The sequence below is a fragment of the Actinoallomurus liliacearum genome (genome assembly GCF_039542035.1).
Classification (GTDB): domain Bacteria; phylum Actinomycetota; class Actinomycetes; order Streptosporangiales; family Streptosporangiaceae; genus Actinoallomurus; species Actinoallomurus liliacearum.
The window spans coordinates 1-25,361 of sequence record NZ_BAABHJ010000018.1; the positions used below are offsets into that span (position 1 = coordinate 1).

The window sequence follows — 25,361 nt, forward strand, 5'->3', positions numbered from 1 at the left end:
CCGACCGGACCTGCTCGATCGGGTAGGGCACCTGTCGGTCCAGCCGCACCCGCAACGGCGGACACCCGCGACCGGCGGGCAGTCGTAACCGCTGGTCCTCCAGGGTGAAGATGCCGTGGTAGTACCGGACCGGCACCAGGCGGCGTTTGCGGCGCGGGAACCGGGCTGAGGCGTCCCCGTCCTTGCGGCGTTTGGCGGCGGCGAACCACGCGTCGCTGTAGCGGCGTAGCACCGACCGCGCCCCTTTGGTGTCCAGTTCACCGAACGTGCCCGGACCGGCCGCCGACAACTCCCGGCACAACGCCTGATACGAGGCCACGGCGGGCAGGCCGCGCTGGCGCCGCCACCGGTTCATATCCAGCACGCACGCCCACACGTCCCCGGCTGAGGCAAGCAGCCCGAAACACCGCTCCCGCTGGCCGGGCGTGAGACGCAGGCCGACCCGGGCGGTACGCATCACCGTCCGGGCGGCATCGGGATCAACACGTCGAGGCATGAGGTGATTACAGCAGGTGCCTGCGACAGAACAGAGACGGTCGGCGGTGCCGCACTACCAACCTCCCGAATCGATGATCGCAAACGCCTCATCTCCGGGAGCCGGCACCAAGACGGCGCGTCATCTCAGCAGGGCCAACGTTGCTTGATGCGGCACTAGCCTTGGACCGGTGGCACGGACCGCGCTGACGCTGGGCCTGGCCGGCCTGGCCCTGGTGCACGCCGGGCCGGCGGCGAGCTGGCTGCCGGTCGTGCGCCGCCGCCTGCCGCGCCTGGCGGGGGAGGGCCACCGCGACCACGTCGCGCTGACGTTCGACGACGGGCCCGACCCGGACTCGACGCCCCGTTTCCTCGACGAACTGCGGAGGCTGGACTGCCGTGCCACCTTCTTCGTCGTCGGGGAGACCCTGATGCGCCACCCGGACGTGGGCCGCCGCATCGTGGCGGACGGCCACGAGATCGCCGTGCACGGCTGGCGGCACCGGTACGCGCTGCTGGCCCGTCCGGGCCGGGTCACCGCGGAGATCGGCCGGACCGCCGACCTCGTCGCCGCCGTCACCGGCGCCGAACCGGTCTGGTACCGGCCGCCGTACGGTGTGCTCAGCGCGGAGGCGCTGGCCGCGGCCCGCCGGCACCGGCTGCGGCCGGTGCTGTGGACGGCGTGGGGGAGGGACTGGACCCGCTCGGCGAGCCCGGCCTCGGTCCTGGCGACCCTGGCGCCGGGCGTCCGCGGCGGGGCGACGATCCTGCTGCACGACTGCGACCACACCTCGGCCCCGGGCGCGTGGCGTTCGGCCTTGGGCGCGCTGCCCGAGCTGGTGGCCCGGTGCCGCTCGGCCGGTCTGCGCGTCGGACCACTGCGGGATCACGGCCTGCGGTGAACCCATGCTGGGAGACCGACATGCCGGGTAGAACAGACCCATGGCGGAACGCGCGATCGAGCCGGTGATCAACGGACAGGGGCCGGCGGACGACATCGACGCGGTGACCTCCGCGGTGCTCACCGCGTCGCGCCTGCTGGTGGGCATCGCGCTGCGGTCGCTGACGGCGGTGCGGGAACAGGTGACGCTGCCGCAGTTCCGCCTGCTCGTGGCGCTCGCGACGCATGAGGACACCAAGCTGGTGACCCTCGCCGACCACCTGGCGGTCAACCCGTCGACCGCGATGCGGATGGTGGAGCGGCTGGTGGCCGCGGGGCTGATCGTCCGGCGGGTCAATCCGGCGAGCCGGCGTGAGGTCCTGCTGCGGCTGACCGAGGACGGCCGGCGACTCGTGGAAGAGGTCACCGCCCGCCGCCGGGAGGAGCTCGAGGCCATCGTCACCGCGATGCCCGCCGACCAGCGGGCCCGCCTGGTCGAAGCGCTCCGGGCCTTCACCGACGCCGGCGGCGAGCCGCCCGTGGGCGCGACCAGGGCCTGGGACTGACGGTAGGACCACGGCGGCTCCGGATGAACCGGCGCCGAGGCGCGCGGCGGTCCAGGTCGGGCGGACGCGGTTCAGGCCGAGCAGACGCCGAGGCGCGCGGCGGTCTCCAGGAACAGGGCGTGCACGAGCGCCTGGGGGAGATTGGCGCGGAGCTGGCGTTGCCGGATGTCGTACTCCTCGGTGAACAGGCCGGTGGTGCCGCAGCCGGACCGGATGCGCTCGAAGCGGCGTACGGCCTGGGCGGTGCGGCCCTGCTGCTGTTCGGCCAGCGCGAGGAAGAAACCACACAGCATGAACGCCCCCTCGGCGGCGCCGAGCGGGCGATCGTCGATCTGATAGCGGTAGACGAATCCGTCGTCGACCAGTTGGTCACGGACGGCGTCGAGGGTGGCGACCGTGCGCGGGTCGTCGGCGGGCAGCGCGCCCCTGACGGGCGGGATCAGCAGGGAGGCGTCGATCCGGTCGTCGTCGGGCGCGCGGCGCAGGTGCTCGAGCTGTCGACCGGCCGGTTCGGCGAGCTCCAGCTCCAGCACCAGGCCGCCGCCGTTCTCGGCGGCCTGCGCCGCGCCGGTCCAGTGGAGGTGGACGGGGCCACTGCGGGCGCTCCAGACGCCGTCCTCGGCGCGCAGGCCGGTCACCTTGTCGGCCCCGAACCCGGCGTGCGGCTCCAGATGCGCCCGAAAGCAAGCCCGACCGCGGACGGCCTTCAGCCGGCGGAGGAGGACGGCGCGGTCGCGGCGCGCCGGGAGGGCCAGCGCCTGCCGGCACTCCACCACGCCGTCGCCCGTCACCCAGCGGCTGCGCCAGATCAGGCTGCCCTCCTCGTAGTAGCCGCCCCACACGCGCCACTCGTCGCCCGGGTGGACGCTGTAGCGGCCCCGGGTGCCGACCAGACCGCCGAAGATCGCCGGCGACTCCCACGACGGGAAGCACATCCACGCGACGTCCCCCTGCGGGCCGATCACCGCGCCGCGCTCCCCGTCGGCGATGAGGGAGTACTCGCGGAGCACGTGAGGCGATGTGACGTCCTGGCCGGTCATACCCGCTGCCTTTCCCGAACCCGGCCCCCTATGCATCCCCCGCGCCCCGCAGCGTCGGCCGGTGGACCGGGAGAGCTGGGTCCCCGGTTGAAAGCGGCCGCAACTTCTGCCAAGGTTCAGCGCCTTGCATGGGAGGTTTTCGCCAATATGTGGCCAGGTGTCCGACCGCTAGGTTGGGCGTTCGTCTCAACTCCAGGAAGTAAGGAACGCCGTACGTCATGCAGAGTTCAGGGGGACGTTTCAGTCCGGTGCCGCGATGGTGCTCGTGCCGGGTCCCGGAGGAGACCGCGGAGGACACGGGTGTCAGCCGCCGGAAGGTGCTCGGCGGGCTGACCGCCGCGGGCGCGCTCGCCATGGCGGGCTGGCCGGGCTCGGCCGAGGCGGCGACGGCCGGCAAGGCCGGGGACCATTCGGTGACCATCACGGTCATGGGCACCTCCGACATCCACAGCCACGCCGTCGACTGGGACTACTACAACGACGCCGCGTACAGCGACAGCGCCCACAACGTGGTCGGCCTGGCGCGGGTGTCGAGTCTGGTGAAGCAGATCCGTGCCGACCGGGGGCGCGAGCGCACCCTGCTGTTCGACGCCGGGGACACCATCCAGGGCACCCCGCTCGGCTTCTACTACGCCACGGTCGAGCCGATCACCGAGACCGGTCAGGTCCACCCGATGGCGCTGCAGATGAACGCCATCGGCTACGACGCCGTGGCGCTCGGGAACCACGAGTTCAACTACGGCCTGCCGCTGCTGCGGAAGTGGATCGGCCAGATGCGCGCCCCGGTGCTGGCCGCCAACGCCGTGCACGCGGGCACCGACCGGCCGGCGTTCCGCCCGTACATCATCAAGACGATGCGCGTGCCGGGGCATCCGCCGATCCGGGTCGGCCTGCTCGGCCTGACCAACCCGGGCGTCGCCATCTGGGACAAGGCGAACGTTTCAGGCGAGTTGGATTTCCTGGACCTGGTCGAGACCGCCAAGAAGTGGGTGCCGATCATCCGCGCGCAGGGCGTCGACGTCGTGATCGTCAGCGCGCACGCCGGTGACAGCGGCCTGTCGTCCTACACCGGCGACATCCCGGTGGAGAACGCCTCGGCCATGGTGGCGCAGCAGGTCCCCGGGATCGACGCCATCCTCTTCGGCCACGCGCACAACGACGTACCGCAGCGGTTCGTCACCAACGAGACCACCGGCCGCACCGTCGTGATGAGCGAGCCGAAGTGCTGGGGCCAGCGGCTGTCGGTCTTCGATCTCACGCTGACCCGGGAGCGCGGCCGCTGGAAGGTCGCCGGCAGTTCCGCGACGACGGTGAACACGAACACGGTCCAGGAGGACCCGGCGCTCGTGGCGGTCGTGAAGAAGCAGCACGACGCGGTGGTCGCCTACGTCAACCAGGAGGTCGCCACCTCCACCGAGGCGATGTCCGCCGCGGAGTCCTGCTGGAAGGACACCGCGATCCTCGACTACGTGAACCTCGTGCAGACCGAGACGGTCAAGAAGGCCGTCGCCGGCACCGCGTACGCGTCGCTGCCGGTCCTGTCCATCGCCGCGCCGTTCAGCCGTCTCGCCACCTTCCCCGCCGGCAAGGTGACGATCAGGGACATCGCCGGGCTCTACATCTACGACAACACGCTGCTGGCCAGCGTCCTGACCGGCGCCCAGATCAAGGACTACCTGGAGTACTCGGCGCAGTACTTCAAGCAGGTCGCCGCGAGCGCTCCGGTCGACCCGGCGTCGTGGACGAACGCCCACGACCGTCCCGACTACAACTACGACCAGTTCTCCGGCGTCACCTACGACATCGACCTCGCGCAGCCCGAGGGCTCCCGGATCCGCGACCTCGCCTACAACGGCACGGCGGTCGGCGGCGACCAGCAGTTCGTGGTCGCGGTGAACAACTACCGGCAGTCCGGCGGCGGCGGGTTCCCGCACATCGCCACCGCCCCGGTCGTCTACAACGCCCAGGTGGCGATCCGCGAGGCGATCGTCGCCTTCGCCTCCGCCGCCAAGACCATCGACCCCGCGACCTTCCACGTGGAGAACTGGAGACTCGTCCGCGACGGCGCGCCGGTCTTCTGATCAGGAGAGAATCGGCGGTTGACGCGGACAGCGGGGACGCGGCCGCAGGCGAGGTCCCCGGTGGGGAAGGGATGCCCGGATGAGCCTGCTGCTCGGAGTCGACATCGGCACCTCCAGCGCCAAGGGGGTGCTGACCACTCCGGACGGCGAGGTGGTCGCGACGGCGGTGCGCGAGCACACGGTGTCGCGGCCGCGTCCGGGCTGGGCCGAGCACGACGCCCGTACGGTCTGGTGGGCCGGGTTCGCCGCCGTCACCCGCGAACTCATCGCGCGGGCGGACGCCCCGATCGCGGGCGTCGGCGTCAGCGGCATCGGGCCGTGCGCGCTGCCCGCCACCGCCGCCGGCGAACCGCTGCGGCCGGCGATCCTCTACGGCGTCGACACGCGCGCGGTCGCCGAGATCGAGGACCTGACCGCCCACTACGGCGCCGAGACGATCGTCGAACGCGGCGGCTCGCCGCTGACCACGCAGGCGGTCGGGCCCAAGCTCGCCTGGCTGCGCCGCCACGAACCGCGGGTGTGGGAGCGCACCCGGCGGCTGTTCATGGCGAGCTCCTACCTCGTACACGAACTGACGGGCGAGTACGTCCTCGACCACCACTCGGCCAGCCAGAGCTCGCCGCTGTACGACAGCCGCGAGCACGCCTGGATCGCCGACTGGGCGGCGGAGATCGCCCCGGGCCTGGACCTGCCGCCGCTCGCCTGGCCCGGCGAGGTCGCCGGCACGGTCACCGAGGCCGCCGCCGAGCGCACGGGCCTCGCCGCGGGCACCCCGGTCATCGCCGGCACCATCGACGCGTGGGCCGAGGCGGTGAGCGTCGGAGTGACCGAGCCCGGCGACGTCATGGTGATGTACGGCACGACCATGTTCCTCATCGAGGTCCTCGCGGAACGCCGTACCTGGCCGGGCCTGTGGGGCACGGTCGGCGTCACGCCCGGCACGTACGACCTGGCGGCGGGCATGGCGACCTCCGGCGCGGTCACCGACTGGCTCCGGCAGCTGACCGGGGCGGCGTACGAGGAGCTCACCGAGGAGGCGCGCGCGGCCGGACACGGAGCCGGCGGGCTGCTCATGCTGCCCTACTTCGCCGGCGAGCGGACGCCGCTGTTCGACCCGGACGCGCGCGGCCTCGTCCTCGGCCTGACGCTCGACCACGGCCGCGGGCACCTGTACCGGGCGGCGCTGGAGGGTACGGCGTTCGGCGTCCGGCACAACCTGGAGGCCATGCGGGCGGCGGGCGGCGAGGCCGCCCGGCTGGTCGCCGTGGGCGGCGGCACCAAGGGCGGGCTGTGGACCCGGATCGTGTCGGACGTGCTCGGCCGGGCGCAGGAGCTGCCCTCGGTCACGATCGGCGCCTGTTACGGTGATGCGCTGCTCGCCGCGCGCGCCACCGGCCTGTCGGACGGCGCGGGGTGGAATCCGCCGGCGGGCACGATCGAGCCCGACCCGGCCGCCGGACGGATCTACGACGCGTTGTACGAGCTGTACCGCGGCCTGTACCCGGCCACCCGCGACGCGGCCCACGCCCTGGCCGCGCTCTCCCGCGCCCCGGCCTGACCCCGACCGCCCTGGCCGTCTCGGCCCGGATGGGCCGGTGATCGTGAGACGCCGACGAGCTCCGGGCGGCGCGCCTGGATCAGCGCCGGTCCGCCATGGCGGCCTCGATGCGCCGGGCCGCCGTGGCCAGCGCGTGCACCCACGCGGGCAGCAGGTCCCGGTCGAACCGGGCGGTCGGCAGCGCGATGGACACCCCGGCCAGCGGGCCTCCCACCGCGTCCCTGACCACGACGCCGATCGCGGTCAGGCCGGTCTCGGTGAGCTGGTCGTTGATGGCGAACCCACGCTTGCGGACCAGCCCGAGCTCGCGGTGCAGCCGCCGGAGGTCGACCTCGTCGGAGTCCTCGTACAGCGCGGTCACCTGGTCGGGGGGGAGCGCGGCGAGGATCGCCTTGCCACCGGAGGCCCGGTGCGCCGGCAGTGACCGTCCGACACGGTCGCCCACGCGCAGGACCTGCGGGGACTCGACGGTCGCGATGAACCGCACCTCTGCCTGGGCCGGCACCACGACATTGGCCGACTCACGGGTCTGCTCCACCAGCCATCTCAGCGGGGCGCCGCAGGCCTCGCGCAGCAGGGTGATGGGAGCCGCGGAGGCCTCCGCGGGTCGCAGGATCTTTCCCGGGCCGTACCGCCGGTCGGGGCCCTGCTCGGCGAAGTCCCGATACACCAGCATCGCCAGCAGCCGGTGGGCGGTGGATACCGCCACGCCCAAGCGGTCGGCCGCGTCGGTCACCCGCAGCGGCCCCTCCTGCTGCAGCAGCGCGGCGAGCTGCAGGGCGTGGTCCACGGAGGCCAGCGCGTACGGCGGTTTATTCCTCATAACAGAAAAAGCTTATCCGCTGTGCAGAATCGTTGGCATGCTGGGATGCGAAGGCAAGCATCTGACCTGCGATTACGTCGTCTCCGCGCCGTGAAGGAGGCTGCAAGCATGACCGTCACCGCTGGCTCGCCCGTGACCATCGTCGCGACCGACGCCGAGGGCCAGCCCGCCCGGACGCCCGCCCTCGAGGCGCTCTACCGCGGCTTCGAGTCCGAGCTGCTGGTCCCGCTGTGGACGGAGATCGGCGACCTCATGCCGCCGTCCCCGCGCTCGAAGGCGCTGCCGCACCTGTGGCGGTGGAACCGGCTGCTGCCGATGGCCGAGCGGGCGGGCGAACTCGTCCCGGTCGGACGCGGCGGTGAGCGGCGCGCGATCGCCCTGGCCAACCCGGGGCTCGGCGGCCGGCCGTTCGCCACGCCGACGCTGTGGGCGGCGATCCAGTACCTCAACCCCGGTGAGGACGCCCCGGTGCACCGGCACACCCAGAACGCCTTCCGCTTCGTCGTCGAGGGCGAGGGCGTCTGGACGGTGGTGGACGGCGACCCGGTCGCGATGCGGCGCGGCGACTTCCTGCCCCAGGCCGGCTGGCACTGGCACGGCCACCACAACGTCACCGACCGGCCGATGGCCTGGATCGACGGGCTGGACATCCCGTTCCAGCACTTCGTGGAGTCCACGTTCTTCGAGTTCGGGCCGGACGAGGTCGAGACGCGGGAGGCGCCGGACCGCTCCCGGTCGGAACGGCTGTGGGGCCATCCCGGCCTGCGTCCCCTCACCCACCTGCGGCCGACGCCGGCCACGCCGCTGCTGGCCTACCGGTGGGAGCACACCGACCGCGCCCTGACCGAGCAACTGGCCCTTGAAACGGAGGGACACCGGGTCACGGTCGAGCCCGGTCACGCCGCCGTCCGATACACCAACCCGACCACCGGGGGCGACGTCATGCCGACGCTGCGCACCGAGTTCCACCGGCTGGCGCCCGGTACCGAGACGGCCGCGACCCGGGAGGTCGGCTCATCCGTCTACCAGGTCTTCGAGGGGACGGGACGGGTCGGCGTGGGAGAGCGCACGTGGTCCGTCGAGCGCGGCGACCTGTTCGTGGTCCCGTCGTGGCAGCCGCTGTCGCTAGCCACCGAGAACGGCCTGGACCTGTTCCGCTTCAGTGACACCCCCATCGTCGAGCGGCTGTACCAGCACCGCCTGCAGAACGACCCCAGTGAGGAGAACCCGCAGTGAAGCTCGCGACCATCCGTACGGACGAAGGGACCCGGGCCGCCCGGATCGATTCCGGCGGATACGTCATCCTCGACGCTCCGGACGTCGGCGCGCTCCTGGCGCGCCAGGACTGGTCCGACGCGGCGGCGTCCGCCGCGGGGGAGACCCGTGCCGTGGACAAGGCCGCCTTCGCGCCCGTGGTCCCGGGGCCGGGCAAGATCCTCTGCGTCGGGCTGAACTACCGCAACCACATCCTGGAGATGGGCCGCGACCTGCCCGAGTACCCGACCCTGTTCGCGAAGTTCGCCGAAGCGCTCATCGGCGCGCGGGATGACATCCTGCTGGCCCCCGAGTCGCCGGCCGTCGACTGGGAGGCCGAGCTCGCGGTGGTGATCGGCCGCACGGTGCGGCGGGCGTCGGAGGAGGAGGCGGCCGGGGCCATCGCGGGCTTCACCGTCATGAACGACGTCACCATGCGGGACTGGCAGTACCGCAGCGCGCAGTGGCTGCAGGGCAAGACCTTCGAGGGCACCACCCCGCTCGGCCCCGTCCTGGTGACGCCGGACGAGCTGACCGGCGGCGTGCGCCCCGCCCTCTCGCTCACCTGCCGGGTCGACGGCGAGGTGGTGCAGCGGGCCGACACCTCCGACCTGGTGTTCGACCCGGTGGACCTGGTCCGGTACGCCTCCACGATCGTCACGCTGCGTCCGGGCGACGTCATCGCGACCGGCACGCCGGGCGGTGTCGGGCACGCGCGCAAGCCGCCGCGCTACCTGTCGGCGGGCGTGACGGTGACGACCGAGATCGAGGGCATCGGTCGCCTGGAGAACACGGCGAGCGCGGCATGAGCGCGCGGTCCTGGACGGACCGGGGCACCGAGCTCTTCCTCGGGGCCGTCGACCGGCTCACCGACGACGACCTGACGGCCCCGACCGCGCTCGACGGCTGGACGCGCCGGCACGTCATCGCCCACGCCCACGGCAACGCCGAGGCCCTGCGCCGGCTGCTGAGCTGGGCCGCCACCGGCGTCGAGAACCGGATGTACTCCGGCCCGCGGCAGCGGGCCGAGGAGATCGAGGCCGCCGCGCTGCTGCCCGCCGCCGAGCTCCGCGCGCTCGTCCACGGGTCGGCGAGGTCCCTCACGGAGGACATGGACGCCCTGCCGGACGACGCGTGGCGCAACCTCGTGGTGACCGCGCAGGGCCGGACCGTCTCCGCGGCGGAGATCCCGTGGATGCGGGCCAGGGAGGTGTGCGTGCACGCCGTCGACCTCGATCACGGGGTGGGCTTCGCCGACCTGCCCGAGGACTTCAACGCGGCGCTGGTCGCCGACGCCACGGCCAAGCACGCGGCGAAGGCGAACGCCGCCGGTCTGGCCGCCTGGCTGACCGGGCGCACCGCCCAGGCGCCCGACCTCGGCCCCTGGCTCTGACCGATCCGAGACTAAGGAACACGACGATGAACTCCGCACCTGAATCCGCCGACGTCGTGGTGGTCGGCGGGGGCATCGGGGGGCTCGCCACCGCCTATGCCCTGGCGACCTCCGGACGCTCGGTGTCCGTCCTCGAACGCGCGCCGGAATTCACCGAGGTCGGCGCCGGTCTGCAGATGGCGCCCAACGCCACCCGGATCCTCAAGGATTGGGGACTGCTCGACGAGGTCCTCGAGGCCGGCGTCGCCCCTCGCCGGCTCCTGTTCAAGGACGCCCTGGACGGGAGCGAGCTGACCCATCTGAACCTCGACGATGAGTTCGTGCGCCGCTACGGCGGTCCGTACGTCGTCATCCACCGCAGTGACCTGCTGGCGATCCTGGCCCGCGCCTGCGAGCGGGCCGGCGTGAACCTCGTGGCGGACTGCGACGTCCAGGACGTCGTCGCGGCCGCGGACGGCGCGACGGCGCGCGGCCGAAGCGGTGAGCACCGGGCCTCGCTCGCCGTCGCCGCGGACGGGCTGCACTCGACCCTGCGGGCGCGGTTCAGCGACGACAGCCCTGTCTGCTCGGGGTACGTCGCGTACCGGGGCGCGTTCCCGGTCGCGGAGCTCGGCTCGAGGATCGACCCGGAGACGTTCCGGGACGTCGTCGTCTACCTCGGTCCCGGCTGCCACCTGGTGCAGTACGCGCTGCGGCGCGGGGAGGTCTTCAACACGGTCGCGGTCTTCGAGTCCCCCGCCTACCAGCGGGGGGAGCGGGAGTGGGGCGGCCCCGAGGAGCTCGACGCGGCGTTCTCCGGGGCCTGCCCGGAGGTTCGCGGAGGGCTCGAGTCGCTGTGGCGGAACCGCCGCTGGCCGATGTACGACCGCCTGCCCATTCCGAAGTGGGTCGACGGCCGACTTGTCCTGACCGGCGACGCCGCCCATCCCATGCTGCAGTACCTGGCTCAGGGCGCCTGCCAGGCGATCGAGGACGCCCACTGCCTAGCCGGGGAACTGAAGGACGCCGCGGAGCCGGACTGGGCGGACGCGCTCAAGCGGTACGAGGCCGAGCGGACCGAGCGCACCGCCCGCGTGCAGGGCACCGCCCGGATCTGGGGCGACATCTGGCACGTGAACGGCGTGGGCAGGCTGCTGCGCAACGAGCTGTTCCGGCTGCGCGACCCGCGCGACCACACGTACCTCGACTGGCTGTACGGCGAGCGCATTATTCAACTAGTTAGATAGCCTATGCAAGCATTTCGGCAGGCGCCTGCCGGGCCCCGGTCGCGGCGGTGGGCCGGGGGCGTAACGTCGGTAGGTGAGGGTCACGACCTCACCTACCGACGTCGACCGGCTTTCCCGGCGGATGATGCCCGCACCCGATCAGAAATCGCAGGAACGGCGATGCCCACGCTGATCGCCGGACTCCTCCTCGGCCTGGTGGCCGGGCTGGTCGCCGGCCTGATCGCGGGCGTCGCGGTCGGGCTCGTCGTGTTCCTGACGACCGGCCTGGTGGCCGGGCTGGTCGCCGGCCTGCTCGTCGGCCTCATCCTCGGCCTGGCCATCGGACTGCTGCTGGGCGGCTTCCTGGCGCGTTTCCGCCGATGACCGCCGTCACTGCTCGCGCATGCCCCAGGGTGAGCCGTACTCGCCCAGCAGGTCGAGGAAGGGCCGCGCCGGGAACGCCTCGGGCCCGAGGACGCCGGCGCCGGTCCAGGCCCCGGTGGCGACCAGCTCAAGGGCGACGACCGGGTTGACGGCGGTCTGCCAGACCACGGCCTGGGAGCCGTACTCGCGCATCGACCACTCGTTGTCGACGACGTGGTAGAGGTACACCTCGCGTGGCCGGCCGTCCTTGGTGCCCTTCACCCAGGTGCCGGCGCAGGTCTTGCCGCGCATGCGGTCGCCGAGCGTGGCCGGGTCGGGCAGGGCGGCGGCGACCACGTCGCGCGGGGAGACCCGCGCGGGGCCGTGGTCGGTGGGGACGGTGAGCGGGTCGGTTCGGTCCAGGCCGAGCTCGTGCAGGGTCTTCAGCTTGGCGATGAAGTCGTCGCCGAGCCCGTACTTGAAGGTGACGCGCCCGGCGTCGACCCAGCGCGGGATCAGGAGCACCTCCTCGTGCTCGACGTTGACGCACTCGACCGGGCCGATGCCCTCGGGGAAGTCGAAGACCTCGGGCTCGCTGAAGGGCGCCGTGGTGAACCAGCCGCGCTCCTTCTCGTAGACCACGGGCGGGTTGAGGCATTCCTCGATGGTGGTCCAGATGCTGAACGACGGCGCGAAGTCGTAGCCGTCGACGGTGAGGTTGGCGCCGTCGCGGACGCCGATCTCCTCGATCTCGTCGAAGAGCTCGTCCGCGGCGTGGCGGGCGAAGACGTCCGACAGGCCGGGCTCGACGCCCATCCCGACCAGGGCCAGCAGCCCGGACGCGCGGTACTCCTCGGCGCGGGCGAACTGGTCGTCGCCGAGCTTGACCCCGCACAGCTCGTACGGGCGCTCCGGGTGCGGGTGGGAGAGCGACATCGCCATGTCCAGGTAGTGCGCGCCGACGTCGTGAGCCGCGGCGAAGAGCGGCAGGACGAAACGGGGGTCGGTCGCGTTCAGCAGCACGTCGCAGCGGTGCTCGCGCAGCAGGTCGGCGACCGCGACCTGGTCGCCGGCGTCCACCTTGGCGGAGCCGAAGCGGCCCGCCGCGCCGACACCGGCCACGGCGGCCACCGCCGCCTCCGCGCGGCCGAGATCGTAGTCGGCGACGACCATGTGCTCGAAGTAGTCGCGGCGGGCGGCGATCCGAGTGATCGCGGACCCGACGCCTCCCGCACCTACCAGCAGGATTCGCACTGGGACGCATCCCCTTTCACGTTCACGCGCACAGCGTCGCTCGCTCGCGCTGGCACGATCCAACGACCCGTCCTCGAATAAGGTCAACCCTGTTGGCATAAGGTCCCGGCATGGGGAAGAAGGCGGTGCAGGACGGGGAGCGCCGGCGACGCCGGCGGACCAAGCAGGGGCAGGTGCTCAGCCACGCCCTGATCATCGAGACCGCGCTGCGGCTGCTCCGCGAACACGGTGCGCACGGCCTGACGGCGCGACGCCTCGGCATGTCGCTGGGCGCCGACCCCAGCACGGTCTACCGCTACTTCGACGGCATGGACGACCTGACCCTCGCCCTGGCGGACGAGCTGATGGGGCGAGCGGTCAGCGGCTGGAGCGCGACGGGAGACTGGCGGCGCGACCTGCGCGAACTAGGGCTGCGGGTGCACGCCACCTACCTCGCCCACCCCCAGGCGGCCGTGCTCACGGCCGCCCGCGTCAGCGGACGGTCGCAGGAGATCGCCGCGGACGAGGCCATCCTGGGGCTCCTGCGCGGCGCGGGGTTTCCCGACCCGTCGGCGGTGCGGATCTACCACGTCTTCATCGACCAGGCCCTGGCCTTCGCCGCGCTGGACGCGGCCTCGGAGACGCTGCCGGAGCCCGCCCGCCACGCCGACCGGGTGATCTGGCACGCGACGTACGCGCGGCTGCCGGAGCGGACGCACCCCAACATCACCGCGGTGGCGGACCTCCTGGCGGCACGGATGAACTCCAGCGCCTACCCGGTCGCCCTCGACATGGTGCTCGCGAGCGCAGCCGCGGAGCTCGCCTCCGTCGCGCACCGCGGCTCCGGCGATGACCGGGGGAGGGCGGTAACGAAACCGTACAGGTCGCCTGACTGACAGTCCGGGGCCGGGAAGATGGACCGGTGTGCCCTGCCGAGCGGAGGAGACGCGATGGCGTCAGGTCGTACGAGGCTGGAGCCACTGGCCCGGCAGGACCCCCGGCGGATCGGCGGTTACACGCTGCTGGGGCGGCTCGGGAGCGGTGCGATGGGCCGGGTCTACCTCGGCAGGTCGGCCTCGGGACGGCTGGTCGCGGTCAAGACGATCAGGGGCGAGTTCGCCGGCGACGCCGACTTCCGCTCCCGCTTCGCCCGTGAGGTCGTGGCCGCGGGCCGGGTCAGCGGCGTGTTCACGGCGGCGGTGGTGGCCGCCGACCCGGAGGCCGAGATCCCGTGGCTGGCCACCGCGTACATCCCGGCGCCCTCCCTGGAGGAGCTCGTACGGACGTGCGGGCCGTTGCCGGTTCCGGCCCTGCGCTGGCTGGCCGCCGGGTGCGCCGAGGCGCTGGACTCGATTCACCAGGCAGGGCTGGTGCACCGGGACCTGAAACCGTCGAACGTGCTGGTGTCGATCGAGGGGCCACGGGTCATCGACTTCGGCGTGGCACGGGCGACCGAGCGCGCCACGGCCACCGCGACGCACCAGGCCGTCGGCACCCCCGCGTACATGGCGCCCGAGCAGGCGCGCGACAGCAGGCGGACGACGCCGGCGAGCGACGTCTTCGCCCTCGGCTCGACCCTGCTGTTCGCCGCCACCGGACACCCGCCGTACTCGGGGAAGTCGGTGACCGACGTCCTGCTCCGCCTGGCGAGCGATCCGCCGGACCTCACCGGTGTACCGGATGAGGCCGCCGACCTGTTGCTGGACTGCCTCCGGCGCGACCCGGCGGACCGTCCCACGGCGGACGCCCTGCTGGCCCGCCTGGCGGCCGAACTCGACGGCAGCGGCGCGGCGCCGCTGCCCGACGAGGCCCTCACCCTGCTCGAGGAGTACCGGCGGGAGCCACGGCCGGTGGAACCGCCACGGGCGGATGACCGCGCCGCCGGTGAGGACACCCTGGACTCGCCCACCTCGATCAGAGCGCCGGAGCGATCGCCGGCGGATCCGCGCCCGGACCCGGACGCCCCGGCCCGGGGGCGTACGGTCCCACCCCGGCGGAGCGGACGGGGCGGGCGGGTCCTCATGGTGCTGCTCGGAGCGGTGGCCGTCCTTTCGGCCGGGTTCGCGCTGGGCCGGATGGGCGACGACCGGCCACGGCGGCCGCTCGGCCCGCCACCGCCCGGGGCCGTACCCGCCGGAGCACCCGGCGTCGCCCGGACGGCGCGGCCGTCGGGACCTCCGGGGATCACGCTGAACCAGGACTACGGCGACGGGCGCACCGGGTTCGTCGTCCACGGCACCGGCCTGACACCCGGCCGGACGGTCACGGTCCGGCTCGACCGGGACAGGGTGTCGGCGGTGACGCCGGTCGTCGACTTCGTGGGCACGTTCAACTATGTGATCAACCAGAGCCACGAGTTCTTCTCCGGAAAGCTCCCGCCCGGCCGTCATCGTCTCACCGTGACCGTGCCCGGCGTCGGCGCCCCGCTGGAGGCGGCGTTCACCGTGAACGACCTGTAGCCCCCGGCTACCGCGAACGGTCCCACCACAGGTCCTCCTGCCGCGAGCACCAGGACGGGTCGGCGAGACGGTCCAGGTCGGCCGGGGTGACGATGGCGTGCTCGATCAGCACCCCGACGACCACCTCGTCGGAGAGCCGGGTCCCGGCCCGCGCGAGGCCGCGCAGATTGATCTTGCGACGGAGCACCTTGAGATGCTCACCGACGCGCGCGGCGAGCCGGTCACGGAAGACCGGGTCGTGGTCGAACTGCTCGATCTCGTAATAGGCGTCCGTCACCTCCAACGCCGCGCGGGCGATCTCCGGCGTCCGGGGCAGCGGAGTCGTACGGGTCGGGTCCAGCAGCCACGGCCGGCACAGGAGGAGCGCCACCAGGAAGAGCTTGGTGTGCGGATCCAGGTACAGCGGGAGCAGCGTCGAGTCGTCGTCCGGCCGGGCGATGGGCGGGCTCCCGAGGGCGTCGGTCGCGGTGGACAGGACCGTCACGCGGACGGCCTGACCCGCGTCGAGCATGCCCCGCGAACCCACCAGCGCCGTCCCCGTCCGGATGAACCAGCCGGCGGACGGCTCACCGCCCGCCTCCAGCGGCGGCAGCCGGATCTGGTATCCGTCGCTCTCGGTGTACAGCGCGTGGGTCCGGCTGAGGTTGGCCACCCAGGCGCCGCCGCACAGTGCGCTGATCACGCCCGCCCGGCGGGAGAGACCACGGTCGGCGGAGATCACCAGGTCCGCGTCCGGTCCCCGGCCGAAGACCAGGCGCTCGTGGTCGGGAAGCTCCCGGACCAGCCCGGACGGCGCCGTGACGCGCGTGACGGCGGGAGCCGCGGCGCGCGGTGTCATCGGGGCACCCCGCCAGTACTCATGTCCGCCGAGTGTAGGACCGGCGCCTCCGGCCCGCCCATCCCCGAATCCGGGGGTAGCCGGAGTCGCTTCCCGGGGCTTTGCTGTGAAGGCCTCGCAAGTGTCAGAACCCAGGCAGGGGACGCCTGGTCCATCATCGCCGGCTCAGCACCGGACGCGCGGGGGCGGTTCGGTAGGGGCGGCACCGTCCGGGGTGATCCGGAGCATTCTGGAGGGGTGCTCCGGATCCACCCTGACGGTCCTCACGATGGATCCCGAGCCGGATCTGTAACGCATTCCCACGCACCGGCCAAAGAGGCCGGGGAGTAGCGTTGCCGGCGATGACAGATCGAGAGCGGTCGAGTGCCGCGACGTACACCCCCGTCCTCCGCCGGTTCCCCGACCCCGAGGCGCTGGGCCGCGCCGCCGCGCGCGACATCGCGGCGGCGATCACCAGGAGGCTGGAGACCCGGCCCGAAGTCCGGATGATCTTCGCTGCGGCGCCGAGCCAGGAGGCGGCGCTGCGCGCGCTGGCCGCGCAGCCGGGCGTCGACTGGACGCGGGTGACCGCGTTCCACATGGACGAGTACCTCGGCCTGGACGACGGTGCCCCGCAGCGGTTCGGCGCCTGGCTGCGGCGGACGTTCTTCGACCGGGTGCCGCTCGGGGCGGTGCACCTGATCGACCCGGACGCGCCCCCCGAGGCGTACGCCCGGCCGCTGGCGGCCGCGCCGATCGACATCACCTGCCTGGGGATCGGGGTCAACGGGCACCTGGCGTTCAACGACCCGCCCGCCGACCTGGACGACCCCGCGCCCGTCAAGGTCGTCGAACTGGACGAGGTCTGCCGCCGGCAGCAGGTCGACGACGGCTGCTTCGCGACCCTGGCCGAGGTGCCTGAACGGGCGATCACTCTCACCGTGCCGGCGCTGCTGTCGGCCGAGGAGGTCTTCTGCATGGTGCCCGGCGCGCGCAAACGGGACGCGGTGACCGCCGCGCTGCGCGGCCCGATCGGAGGACATCTGCCGGCGAGCGCGCTGCGCACCCACCCGCGCTGCGTGGTCTACGTCGACGAGGGGTCCGCGCCCCGATGAGGATCAGCGGCCGGGATCCGGCGAGCGGGCGCACGCTGTGCGTGAGCGTCGAGGACGGGCGGATCGGCGCGATCACCGAGGCGGACGGCCCCACGGAGCTGTGGCTCGCGCCCGGCCTGGTCGACCTGCAGGTCAACGGGTTCGCCGGGCACGACGTGAACGCCGCCGACGTCGACGAGGCCACGGTGACCGCGCTGGTGAGCGCCTTGCGCCGCGTGGGGACGACCACGGTGGTCCCGACGATCGTGACCGCGCCCGAGGAGCGCATCCGCGCGGCGCTGTCCGCGATCGCGCGGGCGCGCGGGGCGGACCCGCTCGTCGCGCGCGCGATCCCGTACGTCCACGTGGAAGGGCCGTTCCTGTCGGCGGAGGACGGCCCGCGCGGTGTGCACGACGCGCGGTACCTGCGGCCCGCCGACCTGGAGGAGCTGCGCCGCTGGGGCGACCTCGTCCGCATGGTCACCATCTCGCCGCACGACGAGGCGGCGATCGACTTCATCGCCCACGCCACCCGCAGGGGCGTGCGCTGCGCGATCGGGCACACCCATGCCACGCCCGAGCAGATCACCCGGGCGATCGACGCCGGCGCCGAACTCGCCACGCACCTGGGTAACGCCACCTACACCATGCTGCCCCGGCACCCGAACCACCTGTGGACCCAGCTCGCCGACGACCGCCTGCACGCCGGGTTCATCGCGGACGGGCACCACCTGCCCGCCGACACCTTCCGCGTCATGCTGCGCGCCAAGGGCGTCGAGCGCTCCCACCTGGTGTCCGACGCCACGGCGCTGGCGGGCATGCCACCGGGGCGCTACCGCACCCCCGTGGGCGGGGAGGTGGAGCTGTCGGCCGACGGCCGGCTGTCCTACGTCGGCACGCCCCTGCTGGCCGGCGCCTCCCGGTCCCTCGCCGACGGGGTGGCGACGGCGATCACGATGGCCGGCCTGCCCCTCGCCACCGGGCTGCGCCTGGCCACGGCGAACCCCGGGCGTTTCGTCGGCGGCCGTGGCCTGCTGCGGCCCGGCCGGCCCGCGGACCTGATCGCCTTCGCCTGGCGGCCGGGGGACACCACGCTCGACATCCGCGAGGTCCTCGTCGCCGGGCAGCCGGTGACCTGACCGGCGGCGTGGGACTTTCGCCCTCTGGCGTCCGGGGCTCGTCGCGAGGGACGATTCGAACAAGGGGCTGAAAGGGGGAGATCGATCATGACGACCGCACGTGAGGTCATGCACCGCGGCTGTGAGTGTCTGTCGATCAACGAGAATCTCACCACGGCGGCCCGCCGCATGGCGGAGATGGACGTGGGCGCGCTGCCGGTCTGCGGAGAGGACGGCAGGCTGAAGGGGATCATCACCGATCGCGACATCGTCGTGAAGGCCATCGCGCAGGGCAGGAACCCCTCCGACTGCAGGGCCGGAGAGCTCGTCGGCGAAGGCGAGGTGTGGTATGTCGACGCCGGGTCGGACATCGAGAGCGTCCTGCACCAGATGGCCGAGCACCGGATCCGCCGCCTGCCCGTGCTGGAGGAGAACGAACTCGTCGGGATCATCAGCCAGGCCGATCTCGCGGCCAAGTTGCCCGATGAGATGGTCGGCGAACTCGTGACGGCCATCTCCAGCACGTCACACTGACGGCACGTCCCCGCGTCGGGCGGCCGGTCACCCGCCGCCGTCGAAGTCCTCGCGGTTGCGGGCGATGTCGGTCCGGTGGGTCCGCACCCAGAGGACGAGGTGATCGACGGCCGCGGCGAGGGAACGGCCGAGAGGGGTGAGCGCGTACTCCACACGCGGCGGCACCTCGGCGTAGGCGGTCCGGGTGATCAGGCCGTCGCGCTGCAGGGCCCGCAGCGTGTGGCTGAGCATGCGCTGGGAGATGCCGGCGATCCGCTCGTGCAGGGCGGTGAAGCGCATCGGGCCGGGTTCCAGCGTCGTGACGACCAGGACGGTCCACTTGTCGCCGACCCGGGTGAGGACGTCGCGGACGAGCTCGATCGTCTCCGCGCAGTCGGGCGTCATCCCTCGCGCGACCAGATCGGCGCGCAGCACGGCGTCCATGGTGATTCTGCCTTCCGGGTGCGTTGCTTACGGGAAAGTGCGTATTGGAGAGGCGGATTAACACGGGCCTTTCCGCGATTCCTCCCGATGGTAACCATCGACGACCGCCACGGCGGTCAACGGACGGAGGGATGCGGATGAGCGCACGGCAGGCCGAGGTGGAGCCGGGGGACGGGCCCGGCGTCCGGCACGACACCTTCACGATCGTCCGGCGGCTGGACGCGGCCCCGGCCGCCGTCTTCGCCGCCTTCGCGGACTCCGGCGTCCGGCGCCGCTGGTTCCGGCTTCCCGGGTCGGGGGCCGTGTACCACCACGAGTTCCGGGTCGGTGGCGGCGAGACGGCGCACAGCACCTTCTCCGTCCTGGACTCGGACCCGGAGCGGCTGGAGTACCGGTCCCGCTACCTCGACATCGTGCCGGAACGCAGGATCGTCTTCGGGTACGAGTCCATCGTCGACGACCTGCTGCGCTGGACCTCCCTGGTCACGGTCCTGCTGGCCGACGACGCCGGATCGACCCTGCTGACGTGGACCGAGCAGGTCGCCTTCCTGGTCGCCACCGGCGACGGCAGCGCCGACCTGCCCCACCTGCGCGGCGGCACGACGCTCCGCCTGAACGGCCTGGCGGCGGCGCTCGCCCCGGACCCCGGCCCGCGCCGGCGGGGTCCGGCGTGACCAACGGTTCAGCCGTCGTCGTCGGCTCGGCGGCCCGCGCGCACCAGGGCGCTGAGGTCGCCGACCCGGTCGAAGTGCTGCAATTTGTCGGGGTTCACAATGGAGTAAATCGTTTGGAGCCGACCGTCGGCGATATCCAGCCCCATCACCCCGACCAGCAGGTCCCGCGTGTCGAAAACCAGGGCGCCCGGCTGGCCGTTGATCTCGGTGACGTGGAAACGCACGCCACCGGCACGCGCCAGCAGGGGCGCCATCGCCGCCAGAACACGCGCCACCCGCCGGCGTCCGTTGACCGGCCGCCCCAGCGCCGGCACCTTGCCGCCGCCGTCACCGTGCATCGCCACATCCTGCGCCAGCAGTTCTTCGAGCGCCCGCAGGTCGCCCTGCTCGACGGCGGCGAAGAAGCGGCGAGCCAGTTCTTGTCGCTGTCGCCGAGAGGCGTAGTAGCGCGGTCGGCGTTCCCGGAGGTGTTTCCGAGCCCGCGCGACCAGGTGCCGCGTACTGTCCACATCGGTGCCGACGATCTCGGCGACCTGCGGGTACGGATACTCGAACACCTCGCGCAGCAGGAACGCGGCCCGCTGCCGTGGCGACAGGCTCTCCAGCAGTACCAGGACGGCCAACGACAGCGAGTCGGCGGTCTCCGCCTGCTCGCCCGGTGACGGATCGGTGGCCAGCGGTTCCGGTAGCCACTCGCCGACGTACCGCTCCCGGCGCGCGCGTGCCGAGCGCAACTGGTCGATGGCCAGGCGAGTGACCAAGGTGGCGATGTACGCCCGTGGCGAGGCGATCGTCTCGCCTCCCCGCTGGGTCTGGTGCAGCCGCAGAAACGCCTCCTGCAGCACGTCCTCGGCTTCGCTGACGCTGCCGAGCATCTGGTAGGCGATGGCGAAGGCCCGCGGCCGCAGATCGCCGTACAGGTCCGAGGCGGACATGCCGAGTCAGCTCAATCCGTCGGTGAAACCCGTGCGCCAGCTCGGGTACTGCGGGTTCCAGCCCAGTTCGCGCTTGGTCTTGCCGGTGGAGATCCCGCGGGCCCGCGTCATCATGTCCACCGCGCCCTTGCCGGCCAGCCGGCGGGCGAGCCAGGCCGGTACACGACGCGGCGGTTCAGCACCGAGGGTCCGGGCAAGGTAGGGCAGCCAGTCACGTACCGGTGCCGGGTCGTCATCGGCGACATGGTAGATCCCCGTCCTGCCGCGTTCGATGGCCGCGACCGTGGCCGAGGCGGCATCGGTGATGTGCACCAGCGACCACACCCCGCGGCCGCTGCCGACGATCGGGAACTTTCGCTTGCGGATCTGCTCGGTCATGACCGCGTCCGGCGCGGCGCTGAGGCCGGTCCCAGGGCCATAGAAGCAGCCGTAGCGAAGCACGATGCCGTCGGCCCAGGTGATGCCGGTCACCGCGTCCTCCACGTGGCGCAACGCGGCCACCGCCGCCTCGGCGTCCGCGGGCGGGTTCGGTTCGATCCGGCCGTTCTCGTCGGCGACCGGCCCACCGCTGCGTTCCATCCACAGAGAGTTGCTCTGGGCCACGAACCTGCGGACGCCGACCGCACGCGCAGCGGCCAGCAGGTGGTCGGTGCCCTCGGTACGCAGCCGGTTGGTGGCGGACGCCATCCGCTTCACCTGCCGCATGGTCGACGCTCCGCTCAGCGCGGTGAGCTGATGGACGATCACCTCGGGCTCGGCCTTGGCCACCACATCGGCCACCGAGTCCGGATCGAGCGCGTCCACGATGACCGGCTCGGCGCCCAGCGCCCGCAGCGCGCCGGTCTTGGCCGCCGAGCGGGTCGTACCGACGACCTCATGGCCGCGCGCCACGAGTTGGGTGACTAGATGGCCGCCGATCGTGCCGGACGCTCCGGCGATGAGGATTCTCATGACGTCTCCGTTCGTTGCGTCACCGACTAGAGACGAGGAGCCCTCTCGCTCCATGACCGGCAGTGACCCGGTTCACAGGCGATGAACGTCAGCGGCCGGCGTGACAGGCCATGGTCACAGCACCTGGTTGCCGTACATCTCGCCGAGCGGGTCGGAGATGAGCTCGATGCGGGCACCGTCGGGGTCGCGGAAGTAGACCGACACCTCGCTGTGGACGACGTGCTCGACGCCGGCCTCCTCCAGGCGGCGCACGATCTCGTCCCAGCGCGCGGGCTCCACGGAGATCGCGCAGTGGTGGAGGCCGCCGAGGACCTCGGCGTAAGGGCCGAGGTCGAGCCCGGGGAAGTCGAAGAAGGCGAGCAGGTTGCCGTTGCCGATGTCGAAGAAGAAGTGCGAGGAGCCGGGATAGTCCCGATTCTCGATCAGCTCGGTGAGGGGGAAGCCCAGCACGTCCTGGTAGAAGCGGACGGTGCGCTCCACGTCGCTGCTGATCAGCGCGGTGTGATGCAGTCCGCGCGCCGTGGACCGGGGACGCTCGGCCGCGGGGCGGAGATGGGCGTCCCGGATGCGCTGCCGCTCGGCCTCGATCGCGCCGAGATCGGTCGGGGTGTCGGTCATGGTTCCTCCGATGCGGGGTCGTGACGGGTTCCCGGCCGGTGGCCGGGTGGTGGGTCCCCTGCCCATGAGCGGACCCACCTCACCCGGCGTTTCCGGCCGGGCGGTCAGGCGGCGACGGTGGCGTGCATCTCCCATACCAGGATCTCCGCGGGCTCGGTCGCGGTCACCCGCTGCCCGCCGACCGCGGTGAAGCGCACGGCGTCACCGGTACCGAGCGGACCGGCGCCTTCGAGGTTCACGGCGCCGCGTGCGACGAACAGGTGCAGGAACGGCGCGTCGGGCAGCTCGACGCTCTGGCCGGGCGTCAGACGGGCGGCGTAGAGCGCGGCGTACCGGTTCTTGATCCGGATCGCGGCCTCGCCGTCGTGCCGCTCCAGCCCGGAGGCGACGGGGACGAGCGCGCCGGAGGACAGCAGTTTCTCGTCGATCTCCAACTGCTCGTAGCCGGGGGTGATGCCGGCCTCGTCGGGCACCACCCACATCTGCACGAAGTGCACCGGCTCGTCGTGCCGCTCGCCCTGCAGGTGCCAGGAGTCGTTCTTCTCGGAGTGCAGGATGCCGGTGCCGGCGCTCATCCGCTGGGCGAGCCCCGGGTAGATCACCCCATTGTGGCCGGTGGAGTCCTGGTGGACCAGCGACCCGCGCAGAACCCAGGTGACGATCTCCATGTCGCGGTGCGGATGGGTCTCGAAGCCCATGCCGGGCGTGACCACGTCGTCGTTGTTGACGAGCAGCAGCCCGTGGTGGGTGTTGCGAGGGTCGTGGTGGTGGCCGAACGAGAACGAGTGCTTCGAGTCGAGCCAGCCGATCTCGGTCTTGAAGCGTTCGTCCGCGCGGCGGATGTCGATCTGCGGGCTCATCTGGGTGCGCATGGGACGGCTCCTCATTCCGACGTCTAGGTAGATGATGAATCATCTACGCGGCTCACAACCTACATGATGCGTCATATATTTCCCAGCTGGATGACGTGTCATTGATCACGTTAGGGTGGAGGGCATGAGCGGCACACGATGGCTCGATGACGAGGAGCAGCGCGCCTGGCGTGCGTTCATCCGCATGCACGGGCAACTGACCGCACGGCTCAGCCGGCAGCTGCAGGCCGACTCCGGCCTCTCGCTGGCCGACTACGAGGTGCTCGTCCAGCTCACCGACGCCCCGGACGGGCGGCTACGGCCGTTCGAGCTGCAGCGCGGCCTGCAGTGGGAGCAGAGTCGCCTGTCGCACCACCTCACCCGGATGCAGCGCCGCGGCCTGGTCGCGCGAGAGGAGTGCGACGAGGACGGCCGCGGCGCCGTGGTCGCGTTGACCGACGCGGGCCGGCGCGCCATCGTGGCCGCCGCCCCCGGGCACGTCGACACCGTACGACGCCTGTTCTTCGACGGGCTCACCCGCGACCAGGTCGCCCTGCTCCACCAGGTGTCCGACCACGTGCTCGGCCGGCTCGACGCCACGGCCGGCTGATATCCCGGCCCGGCCGCGGCGCGAATTCGCCGCACCTGAGGGCCATGGTCCGCTTCGGGAATCGTTACGATCGGGGACCACGGTCGCTCTGGTGGAAGGGAATCATGTCCGATCAGTACGAGGCGGTGTTCGCTCGGTACGACACCGATGGGGATGGGCGGCTCACCGCCGACGAGGTGACCGCGGCGATCGCGGGGATGTTCCCGGCGGCCGAGGTGAACGATTTGTCGGGGATCGTCAGGGCGTTGTTCGTCCAGTACGACACCAACGGTGACGGGCTGCTGTCGGCGGCCGAGTTCGTGCCGTTGGCCGAGAACCTCCCCGAGCTCGGTTCCTGAGGCCGGCCGCCGTCGACGACGCGTGCCGAACCCCTGGCGACGAGCGGAGTCCCGTCGCCAGGGGCCTTCTCGAGGATCGGGCGGCTCGTGCGGGTGCGTCACCCGCCGCCGGCCGGATCCGTCCGGTGGTTCACCGCGGCGGGGTCTTGACCACGACCGTCCGGGCGACCTTGTCGTGCAGGCACTGGCGGTACGGCTTGTCCCAGAGCAGCCAGAGGACGTTCAGCAGACCGAACATGCCACCGACGGTGGGGACCTGCGGCACCAGCGCGTAGAGCGCGGCCCGTTTGGCGGCGGTGCCCCCGGTGATCGGAGCGCGGTCCGACAGCGCGACCACCTTGATGTTCATGACCCGCTTGCCCACGGTCCGGCCCCACCGGGAGAGCGCGAACGCCTCATAGCCGAAGGCGACCACCGCGCTCACCAGCCCGACCAGCAGGCTGTAGCCCATGAGGCCCAGCTCGGTGTGCAGCATCTCGCCGACCGGCGGCGGCGGGGCGTCCGGATCGGACGGGAGGATGTCCTTGATCCTGTGGAGGTACCAGAGGAAGTACCAGACCAGCAGGGGCGCCGTGACCACCGAGAGGAGGAGGCCGTCGATGATCCGGGCGACGAGACGCTGCCACCACTCGGCGAGGGTCGGGTCCATCGCCGTCGGCGGACCGTAGGCCGGGTACGGCCCACCGGGCGGATAGGACGGATACGGCGGTGCCGGAGGCGGACCGCCGTAGTGCCCCGGACCTGAGGGCCCGTACGGTCCGGGCGGCGGACCGCCGTACGCTCCCGGCACGGAGTCGACATAGGGCTGGCCGGGAGGGAGTCCGTACGGCCGGGGATGCGGGCCCGGCTGGTCCGGCTGAGAGCCGTCCGACGGCGGCTCCGCCTCCGGGGCCTGCGCCGCCTCGTCTTCGGGTGGATCCGTCGCCATCTTTCGCACCATCCCCGTCGGTTCCGGCCGGCAGGCGGAGACCTGACGGCGCACGCGCGAGGATAGGGCAGATCCCTCCGAACACGGGGGTTTTCGGACGGATCGGCAGAAACCGGGACGCGGGCTCCGGGCGGGGAGACC

The 25,361-nt window shown here is 72.3% G+C and carries 28 protein-coding genes; 17 read left to right on the plus strand and 11 right to left on the minus strand.

Going from position 1 to position 25,361, the window contains the following annotated elements:
• On the minus strand, window positions 1–496 hold a 496-nt coding region (locus ABD978_RS24835), incomplete at its 3' end, for a hypothetical protein (RefSeq protein ID WP_345359125.1).
• A 169-nt stretch (window positions 497–665) separates the two neighbouring features.
• Between ABD978_RS24835 and ABD978_RS24840 the strand changes: the two genes are divergently transcribed.
• Window positions 666–1,376, plus strand: coding sequence for a polysaccharide deacetylase family protein (locus ABD978_RS24840; protein ID WP_345359130.1), 711 nt, complete (start codon window positions 666–668; stop codon window positions 1,374–1,376).
• A gap of 40 nt (window positions 1,377–1,416) precedes the next feature.
• Entirely contained in the window at window positions 1,417–1,920 is a 504-nt protein-coding gene (locus tag ABD978_RS24845) for a MarR family winged helix-turn-helix transcriptional regulator (RefSeq protein ID WP_345359133.1), read from the plus strand.
• 71 nt (window positions 1,921–1,991) lie between these two features.
• Here the strand turns inward: ABD978_RS24845 and ABD978_RS24850 are convergent, their stop codons facing one another.
• Window positions 1,992–2,960 (minus strand): trehalase-like domain-containing protein, encoded by a 969-nt coding sequence (locus tag ABD978_RS24850; protein WP_345359136.1) that lies wholly within the window; start codon window positions 2,958–2,960, stop codon window positions 1,992–1,994.
• 218 nt (window positions 2,961–3,178) lie between these two features.
• Here ABD978_RS24850 and ABD978_RS24855 point away from each other — a divergent pair, with 218 nt between their 5' ends.
• Both ABD978_RS24855 and ABD978_RS24860 read left to right on the plus strand, forming a co-directional pair.
• Complete coding sequence (locus tag ABD978_RS24855; protein WP_345359139.1) at window positions 3,179–5,041, plus strand: bifunctional metallophosphatase/5'-nucleotidase; 1,863 nt, start codon at window positions 3,179–3,181, stop codon at window positions 5,039–5,041.
• A 79-nt stretch (window positions 5,042–5,120) separates the two neighbouring features.
• Window positions 5,121–6,599 (plus strand): FGGY-family carbohydrate kinase, encoded by a 1,479-nt coding sequence (locus ABD978_RS24860; protein ID WP_345359142.1) that lies wholly within the window; start codon window positions 5,121–5,123, stop codon window positions 6,597–6,599.
• A 79-nt stretch (window positions 6,600–6,678) separates the two neighbouring features.
• Here ABD978_RS24860 and ABD978_RS24865 read toward each other — a convergent pair whose 3' ends face one another.
• Window positions 6,679–7,422 carry an IclR family transcriptional regulator gene (locus ABD978_RS24865; protein WP_345359144.1) on the minus strand — a complete coding sequence of 248 codons (744 nt, stop codon included), beginning with the start codon at window positions 7,420–7,422 and terminating at the stop codon, window positions 6,679–6,681.
• A gap of 108 nt (window positions 7,423–7,530) precedes the next feature.
• On the opposite strand from ABD978_RS24865, the gene ABD978_RS24870 reads away from it, so the two are divergent.
• The 5 genes from ABD978_RS24870 (at window position 7,531) to ABD978_RS24890 (ending at window position 11,658) form a co-directional block, all read left to right on the plus strand.
• Window positions 7,531–8,658, plus strand: coding sequence for a cupin domain-containing protein (locus ABD978_RS24870; protein WP_345359147.1), 1,128 nt, complete (start codon window positions 7,531–7,533; stop codon window positions 8,656–8,658).
• Complete coding sequence (locus ABD978_RS24875) at window positions 8,655–9,485, plus strand: fumarylacetoacetate hydrolase family protein (RefSeq protein ID WP_345359150.1); 831 nt, start codon at window positions 8,655–8,657, stop codon at window positions 9,483–9,485. The genes ABD978_RS24870 and ABD978_RS24875 overlap by 4 nt, the downstream gene beginning before the upstream one ends.
• Window positions 9,482–10,069 (plus strand): maleylpyruvate isomerase N-terminal domain-containing protein, encoded by a 588-nt coding sequence (locus tag ABD978_RS24880; protein WP_345359153.1) that lies wholly within the window; start codon window positions 9,482–9,484, stop codon window positions 10,067–10,069. The genes ABD978_RS24875 and ABD978_RS24880 overlap by 4 nt, the downstream gene beginning before the upstream one ends.
• 26 nt (window positions 10,070–10,095) lie before the next feature.
• Window positions 10,096–11,295, plus strand: a complete 1,200-nt coding sequence (locus tag ABD978_RS24885) for an FAD-dependent oxidoreductase (protein WP_345359156.1) — start codon at window positions 10,096–10,098, stop codon at window positions 11,293–11,295.
• A gap of 159 nt (window positions 11,296–11,454) precedes the next feature.
• Window positions 11,455–11,658 carry a hypothetical protein gene (locus tag ABD978_RS24890; RefSeq protein WP_345359159.1) on the plus strand — a complete coding sequence of 68 codons (204 nt, stop codon included), beginning with the start codon at window positions 11,455–11,457 and terminating at the stop codon, window positions 11,656–11,658.
• Between the two features lie 6 nt (window positions 11,659–11,664).
• Here the strand turns inward: ABD978_RS24890 and ABD978_RS24895 are convergent, their stop codons facing one another.
• Window positions 11,665–12,891 carry a saccharopine dehydrogenase family protein gene (locus tag ABD978_RS24895; RefSeq protein WP_345359162.1) on the minus strand — a complete coding sequence of 409 codons (1,227 nt, stop codon included), beginning with the start codon at window positions 12,889–12,891 and terminating at the stop codon, window positions 11,665–11,667.
• Between the two features lie 110 nt (window positions 12,892–13,001).
• Between ABD978_RS24895 and ABD978_RS24900 the strand changes: the two genes are divergently transcribed.
• Both ABD978_RS24900 and ABD978_RS24905 read left to right on the plus strand, forming a co-directional pair.
• Complete coding sequence (locus tag ABD978_RS24900; protein ID WP_345359165.1) at window positions 13,002–13,766, plus strand: TetR/AcrR family transcriptional regulator; 765 nt, start codon at window positions 13,002–13,004, stop codon at window positions 13,764–13,766.
• Window positions 13,767–13,820: 54 nt separating this feature from the next.
• Window positions 13,821–15,329: a serine/threonine-protein kinase gene (locus ABD978_RS24905; protein ID WP_345359168.1), complete on the plus strand. Its 1,509-nt coding sequence runs from the start codon at window positions 13,821–13,823 to the stop codon at window positions 15,327–15,329.
• Window positions 15,330–15,336: 7 nt separating this feature from the next.
• On the opposite strand, the gene ABD978_RS24910 is transcribed toward ABD978_RS24905, so the two are convergent.
• Entirely contained in the window at window positions 15,337–16,167 is an 831-nt protein-coding gene (locus ABD978_RS24910) for an FHA domain-containing protein (protein WP_345359171.1), read from the minus strand.
• 341 nt (window positions 16,168–16,508) lie between these two features.
• On the opposite strand from ABD978_RS24910, the gene ABD978_RS24915 reads away from it, so the two are divergent.
• The 3 genes from ABD978_RS24915 (at window position 16,509) to ABD978_RS24925 (ending at window position 18,892) form a co-directional block, all read left to right on the plus strand.
• The gene (locus ABD978_RS24915; protein WP_345359174.1) at window positions 16,509–17,261 is read left to right on the plus strand and encodes a glucosamine-6-phosphate deaminase; all 753 of its coding nucleotides are present in this window, start codon (window positions 16,509–16,511) and stop codon (window positions 17,259–17,261) included.
• Window positions 17,258–18,379 (plus strand): N-acetylglucosamine-6-phosphate deacetylase, encoded by a 1,122-nt coding sequence (locus ABD978_RS24920; protein WP_345359177.1) that lies wholly within the window; start codon window positions 17,258–17,260, stop codon window positions 18,377–18,379. Before ABD978_RS24915 ends, ABD978_RS24920 begins: the two co-directional genes overlap by 4 nt.
• An 87-nt stretch (window positions 18,380–18,466) precedes the next feature.
• Window positions 18,467–18,892, plus strand: coding sequence for a CBS domain-containing protein (locus ABD978_RS24925; protein WP_345359180.1), 426 nt, complete (start codon window positions 18,467–18,469; stop codon window positions 18,890–18,892).
• A gap of 27 nt (window positions 18,893–18,919) precedes the next feature.
• Here the strand turns inward: ABD978_RS24925 and ABD978_RS24930 are convergent, their stop codons facing one another.
• Window positions 18,920–19,315: a winged helix-turn-helix transcriptional regulator gene (locus ABD978_RS24930; RefSeq protein ID WP_345359183.1), complete on the minus strand. Its 396-nt coding sequence runs from the start codon at window positions 19,313–19,315 to the stop codon at window positions 18,920–18,922.
• A 137-nt stretch (window positions 19,316–19,452) separates the two neighbouring features.
• Between ABD978_RS24930 and ABD978_RS24935 the strand changes: the two genes are divergently transcribed.
• Entirely contained in the window at window positions 19,453–19,989 is a 537-nt protein-coding gene (locus tag ABD978_RS24935) for an SRPBCC domain-containing protein (RefSeq protein ID WP_345359186.1), read from the plus strand.
• Window positions 19,990–19,997: 8 nt separating this feature from the next.
• Here the strand turns inward: ABD978_RS24935 and ABD978_RS24940 are convergent, their stop codons facing one another.
• The 4 genes from ABD978_RS24940 to ABD978_RS24955 form a co-directional block, all read right to left on the minus strand.
• Window positions 19,998–20,924, minus strand: a complete 927-nt coding sequence (locus tag ABD978_RS24940; protein WP_345359189.1) for an RNA polymerase sigma-70 factor — start codon at window positions 20,922–20,924, stop codon at window positions 19,998–20,000.
• Window positions 20,925–20,930: 6 nt separating this feature from the next.
• Window positions 20,931–21,875 (minus strand): NAD-dependent epimerase/dehydratase family protein, encoded by a 945-nt coding sequence (locus ABD978_RS24945; RefSeq protein ID WP_345359192.1) that lies wholly within the window; start codon window positions 21,873–21,875, stop codon window positions 20,931–20,933.
• A gap of 114 nt (window positions 21,876–21,989) precedes the next feature.
• Window positions 21,990–22,493: a VOC family protein gene (locus tag ABD978_RS24950; protein ID WP_345359195.1), complete on the minus strand. Its 504-nt coding sequence runs from the start codon at window positions 22,491–22,493 to the stop codon at window positions 21,990–21,992.
• A gap of 104 nt (window positions 22,494–22,597) precedes the next feature.
• Window positions 22,598–23,365 carry a pirin family protein gene (locus ABD978_RS24955; protein ID WP_345359198.1) on the minus strand — a complete coding sequence of 256 codons (768 nt, stop codon included), beginning with the start codon at window positions 23,363–23,365 and terminating at the stop codon, window positions 22,598–22,600.
• A gap of 124 nt (window positions 23,366–23,489) precedes the next feature.
• Between ABD978_RS24955 and ABD978_RS24960 the strand changes: the two genes are divergently transcribed.
• Together ABD978_RS24960 and ABD978_RS24965 are read left to right on the plus strand one after the other, a co-directional pair.
• Window positions 23,490–23,954 carry a MarR family winged helix-turn-helix transcriptional regulator gene (locus ABD978_RS24960; RefSeq protein ID WP_345359201.1) on the plus strand — a complete coding sequence of 155 codons (465 nt, stop codon included), beginning with the start codon at window positions 23,490–23,492 and terminating at the stop codon, window positions 23,952–23,954.
• Between the two features lie 104 nt (window positions 23,955–24,058).
• Window positions 24,059–24,292: an EF-hand domain-containing protein gene (locus ABD978_RS24965; RefSeq protein ID WP_345359204.1), complete on the plus strand. Its 234-nt coding sequence runs from the start codon at window positions 24,059–24,061 to the stop codon at window positions 24,290–24,292.
• A gap of 130 nt (window positions 24,293–24,422) precedes the next feature.
• Here ABD978_RS24965 and ABD978_RS24970 read toward each other — a convergent pair whose 3' ends face one another.
• Window positions 24,423–25,220: an RDD family protein gene (locus tag ABD978_RS24970; RefSeq protein WP_345359207.1), complete on the minus strand. Its 798-nt coding sequence runs from the start codon at window positions 25,218–25,220 to the stop codon at window positions 24,423–24,425.
• Window positions 25,221–25,361: the final 141 nt, after the last annotated feature.

Excerpts from the sequence above, each read along its gene's own strand:
- ABD978_RS24880 (WP_345359153.1), top strand. The coding sequence starts at position 9,482 with ATGAGCGCGCGGTCCTGGACGGACCGGGGCACCGAGCTCTTCCTCGGG.
- ABD978_RS24860 (WP_345359142.1), top strand. The coding sequence starts at position 5,121 with ATGAGCCTGCTGCTCGGAGTCGACATCGGCACCTCCAGCGCCAAGGGG.
- ABD978_RS24870 (WP_345359147.1), top strand. The coding sequence starts at position 7,531 with ATGACCGTCACCGCTGGCTCGCCCGTGACCATCGTCGCGACCGACGCC.
- ABD978_RS24885 (WP_345359156.1), top strand. The coding sequence starts at position 10,096 with ATGAACTCCGCACCTGAATCCGCCGACGTCGTGGTGGTCGGCGGGGGC.
- ABD978_RS24920 (WP_345359177.1), top strand. The coding sequence starts at position 17,258 with ATGAGGATCAGCGGCCGGGATCCGGCGAGCGGGCGCACGCTGTGCGTG.
- ABD978_RS24970 (WP_345359207.1), bottom strand. The coding sequence starts at position 25,220 with ATGGCGACGGATCCACCCGAAGACGAGGCGGCGCAGGCCCCGGAGGCG.
- ABD978_RS24965 (WP_345359204.1), top strand. The coding sequence starts at position 24,059 with ATGTCCGATCAGTACGAGGCGGTGTTCGCTCGGTACGACACCGATGGG.
- ABD978_RS24865 (WP_345359144.1), bottom strand. The coding sequence starts at position 7,422 with ATGAGGAATAAACCGCCGTACGCGCTGGCCTCCGTGGACCACGCCCTG.
- ABD978_RS24915 (WP_345359174.1), top strand. The coding sequence starts at position 16,509 with ATGACAGATCGAGAGCGGTCGAGTGCCGCGACGTACACCCCCGTCCTC.
- ABD978_RS24940 (WP_345359189.1), bottom strand. The coding sequence starts at position 20,924 with ATGTCCGCCTCGGACCTGTACGGCGATCTGCGGCCGCGGGCCTTCGCC.
- ABD978_RS24945 (WP_345359192.1), bottom strand. The coding sequence starts at position 21,875 with ATGAGAATCCTCATCGCCGGAGCGTCCGGCACGATCGGCGGCCATCTA.
- ABD978_RS24850 (WP_345359136.1), bottom strand. The coding sequence starts at position 2,960 with ATGACCGGCCAGGACGTCACATCGCCTCACGTGCTCCGCGAGTACTCC.
- ABD978_RS24905 (WP_345359168.1), top strand. The coding sequence starts at position 13,821 with ATGGCGTCAGGTCGTACGAGGCTGGAGCCACTGGCCCGGCAGGACCCC.
- ABD978_RS24960 (WP_345359201.1), top strand. The coding sequence starts at position 23,490 with ATGAGCGGCACACGATGGCTCGATGACGAGGAGCAGCGCGCCTGGCGT.
- ABD978_RS24845 (WP_345359133.1), top strand. The coding sequence starts at position 1,417 with ATGGCGGAACGCGCGATCGAGCCGGTGATCAACGGACAGGGGCCGGCG.
- ABD978_RS24900 (WP_345359165.1), top strand. The coding sequence starts at position 13,002 with ATGGGGAAGAAGGCGGTGCAGGACGGGGAGCGCCGGCGACGCCGGCGG.
- ABD978_RS24935 (WP_345359186.1), top strand. The coding sequence starts at position 19,453 with ATGAGCGCACGGCAGGCCGAGGTGGAGCCGGGGGACGGGCCCGGCGTC.
- ABD978_RS24910 (WP_345359171.1), bottom strand. The coding sequence starts at position 16,167 with ATGACACCGCGCGCCGCGGCTCCCGCCGTCACGCGCGTCACGGCGCCG.
- ABD978_RS24950 (WP_345359195.1), bottom strand. The coding sequence starts at position 22,493 with ATGACCGACACCCCGACCGATCTCGGCGCGATCGAGGCCGAGCGGCAG.
- ABD978_RS24855 (WP_345359139.1), top strand. The coding sequence starts at position 3,179 with ATGCAGAGTTCAGGGGGACGTTTCAGTCCGGTGCCGCGATGGTGCTCG.
- ABD978_RS24930 (WP_345359183.1), bottom strand. The coding sequence starts at position 19,315 with ATGGACGCCGTGCTGCGCGCCGATCTGGTCGCGCGAGGGATGACGCCC.
- ABD978_RS24955 (WP_345359198.1), bottom strand. The coding sequence starts at position 23,365 with ATGCGCACCCAGATGAGCCCGCAGATCGACATCCGCCGCGCGGACGAA.
- ABD978_RS24890 (WP_345359159.1), top strand. The coding sequence starts at position 11,455 with ATGCCCACGCTGATCGCCGGACTCCTCCTCGGCCTGGTGGCCGGGCTG.
- ABD978_RS24925 (WP_345359180.1), top strand. The coding sequence starts at position 18,467 with ATGACGACCGCACGTGAGGTCATGCACCGCGGCTGTGAGTGTCTGTCG.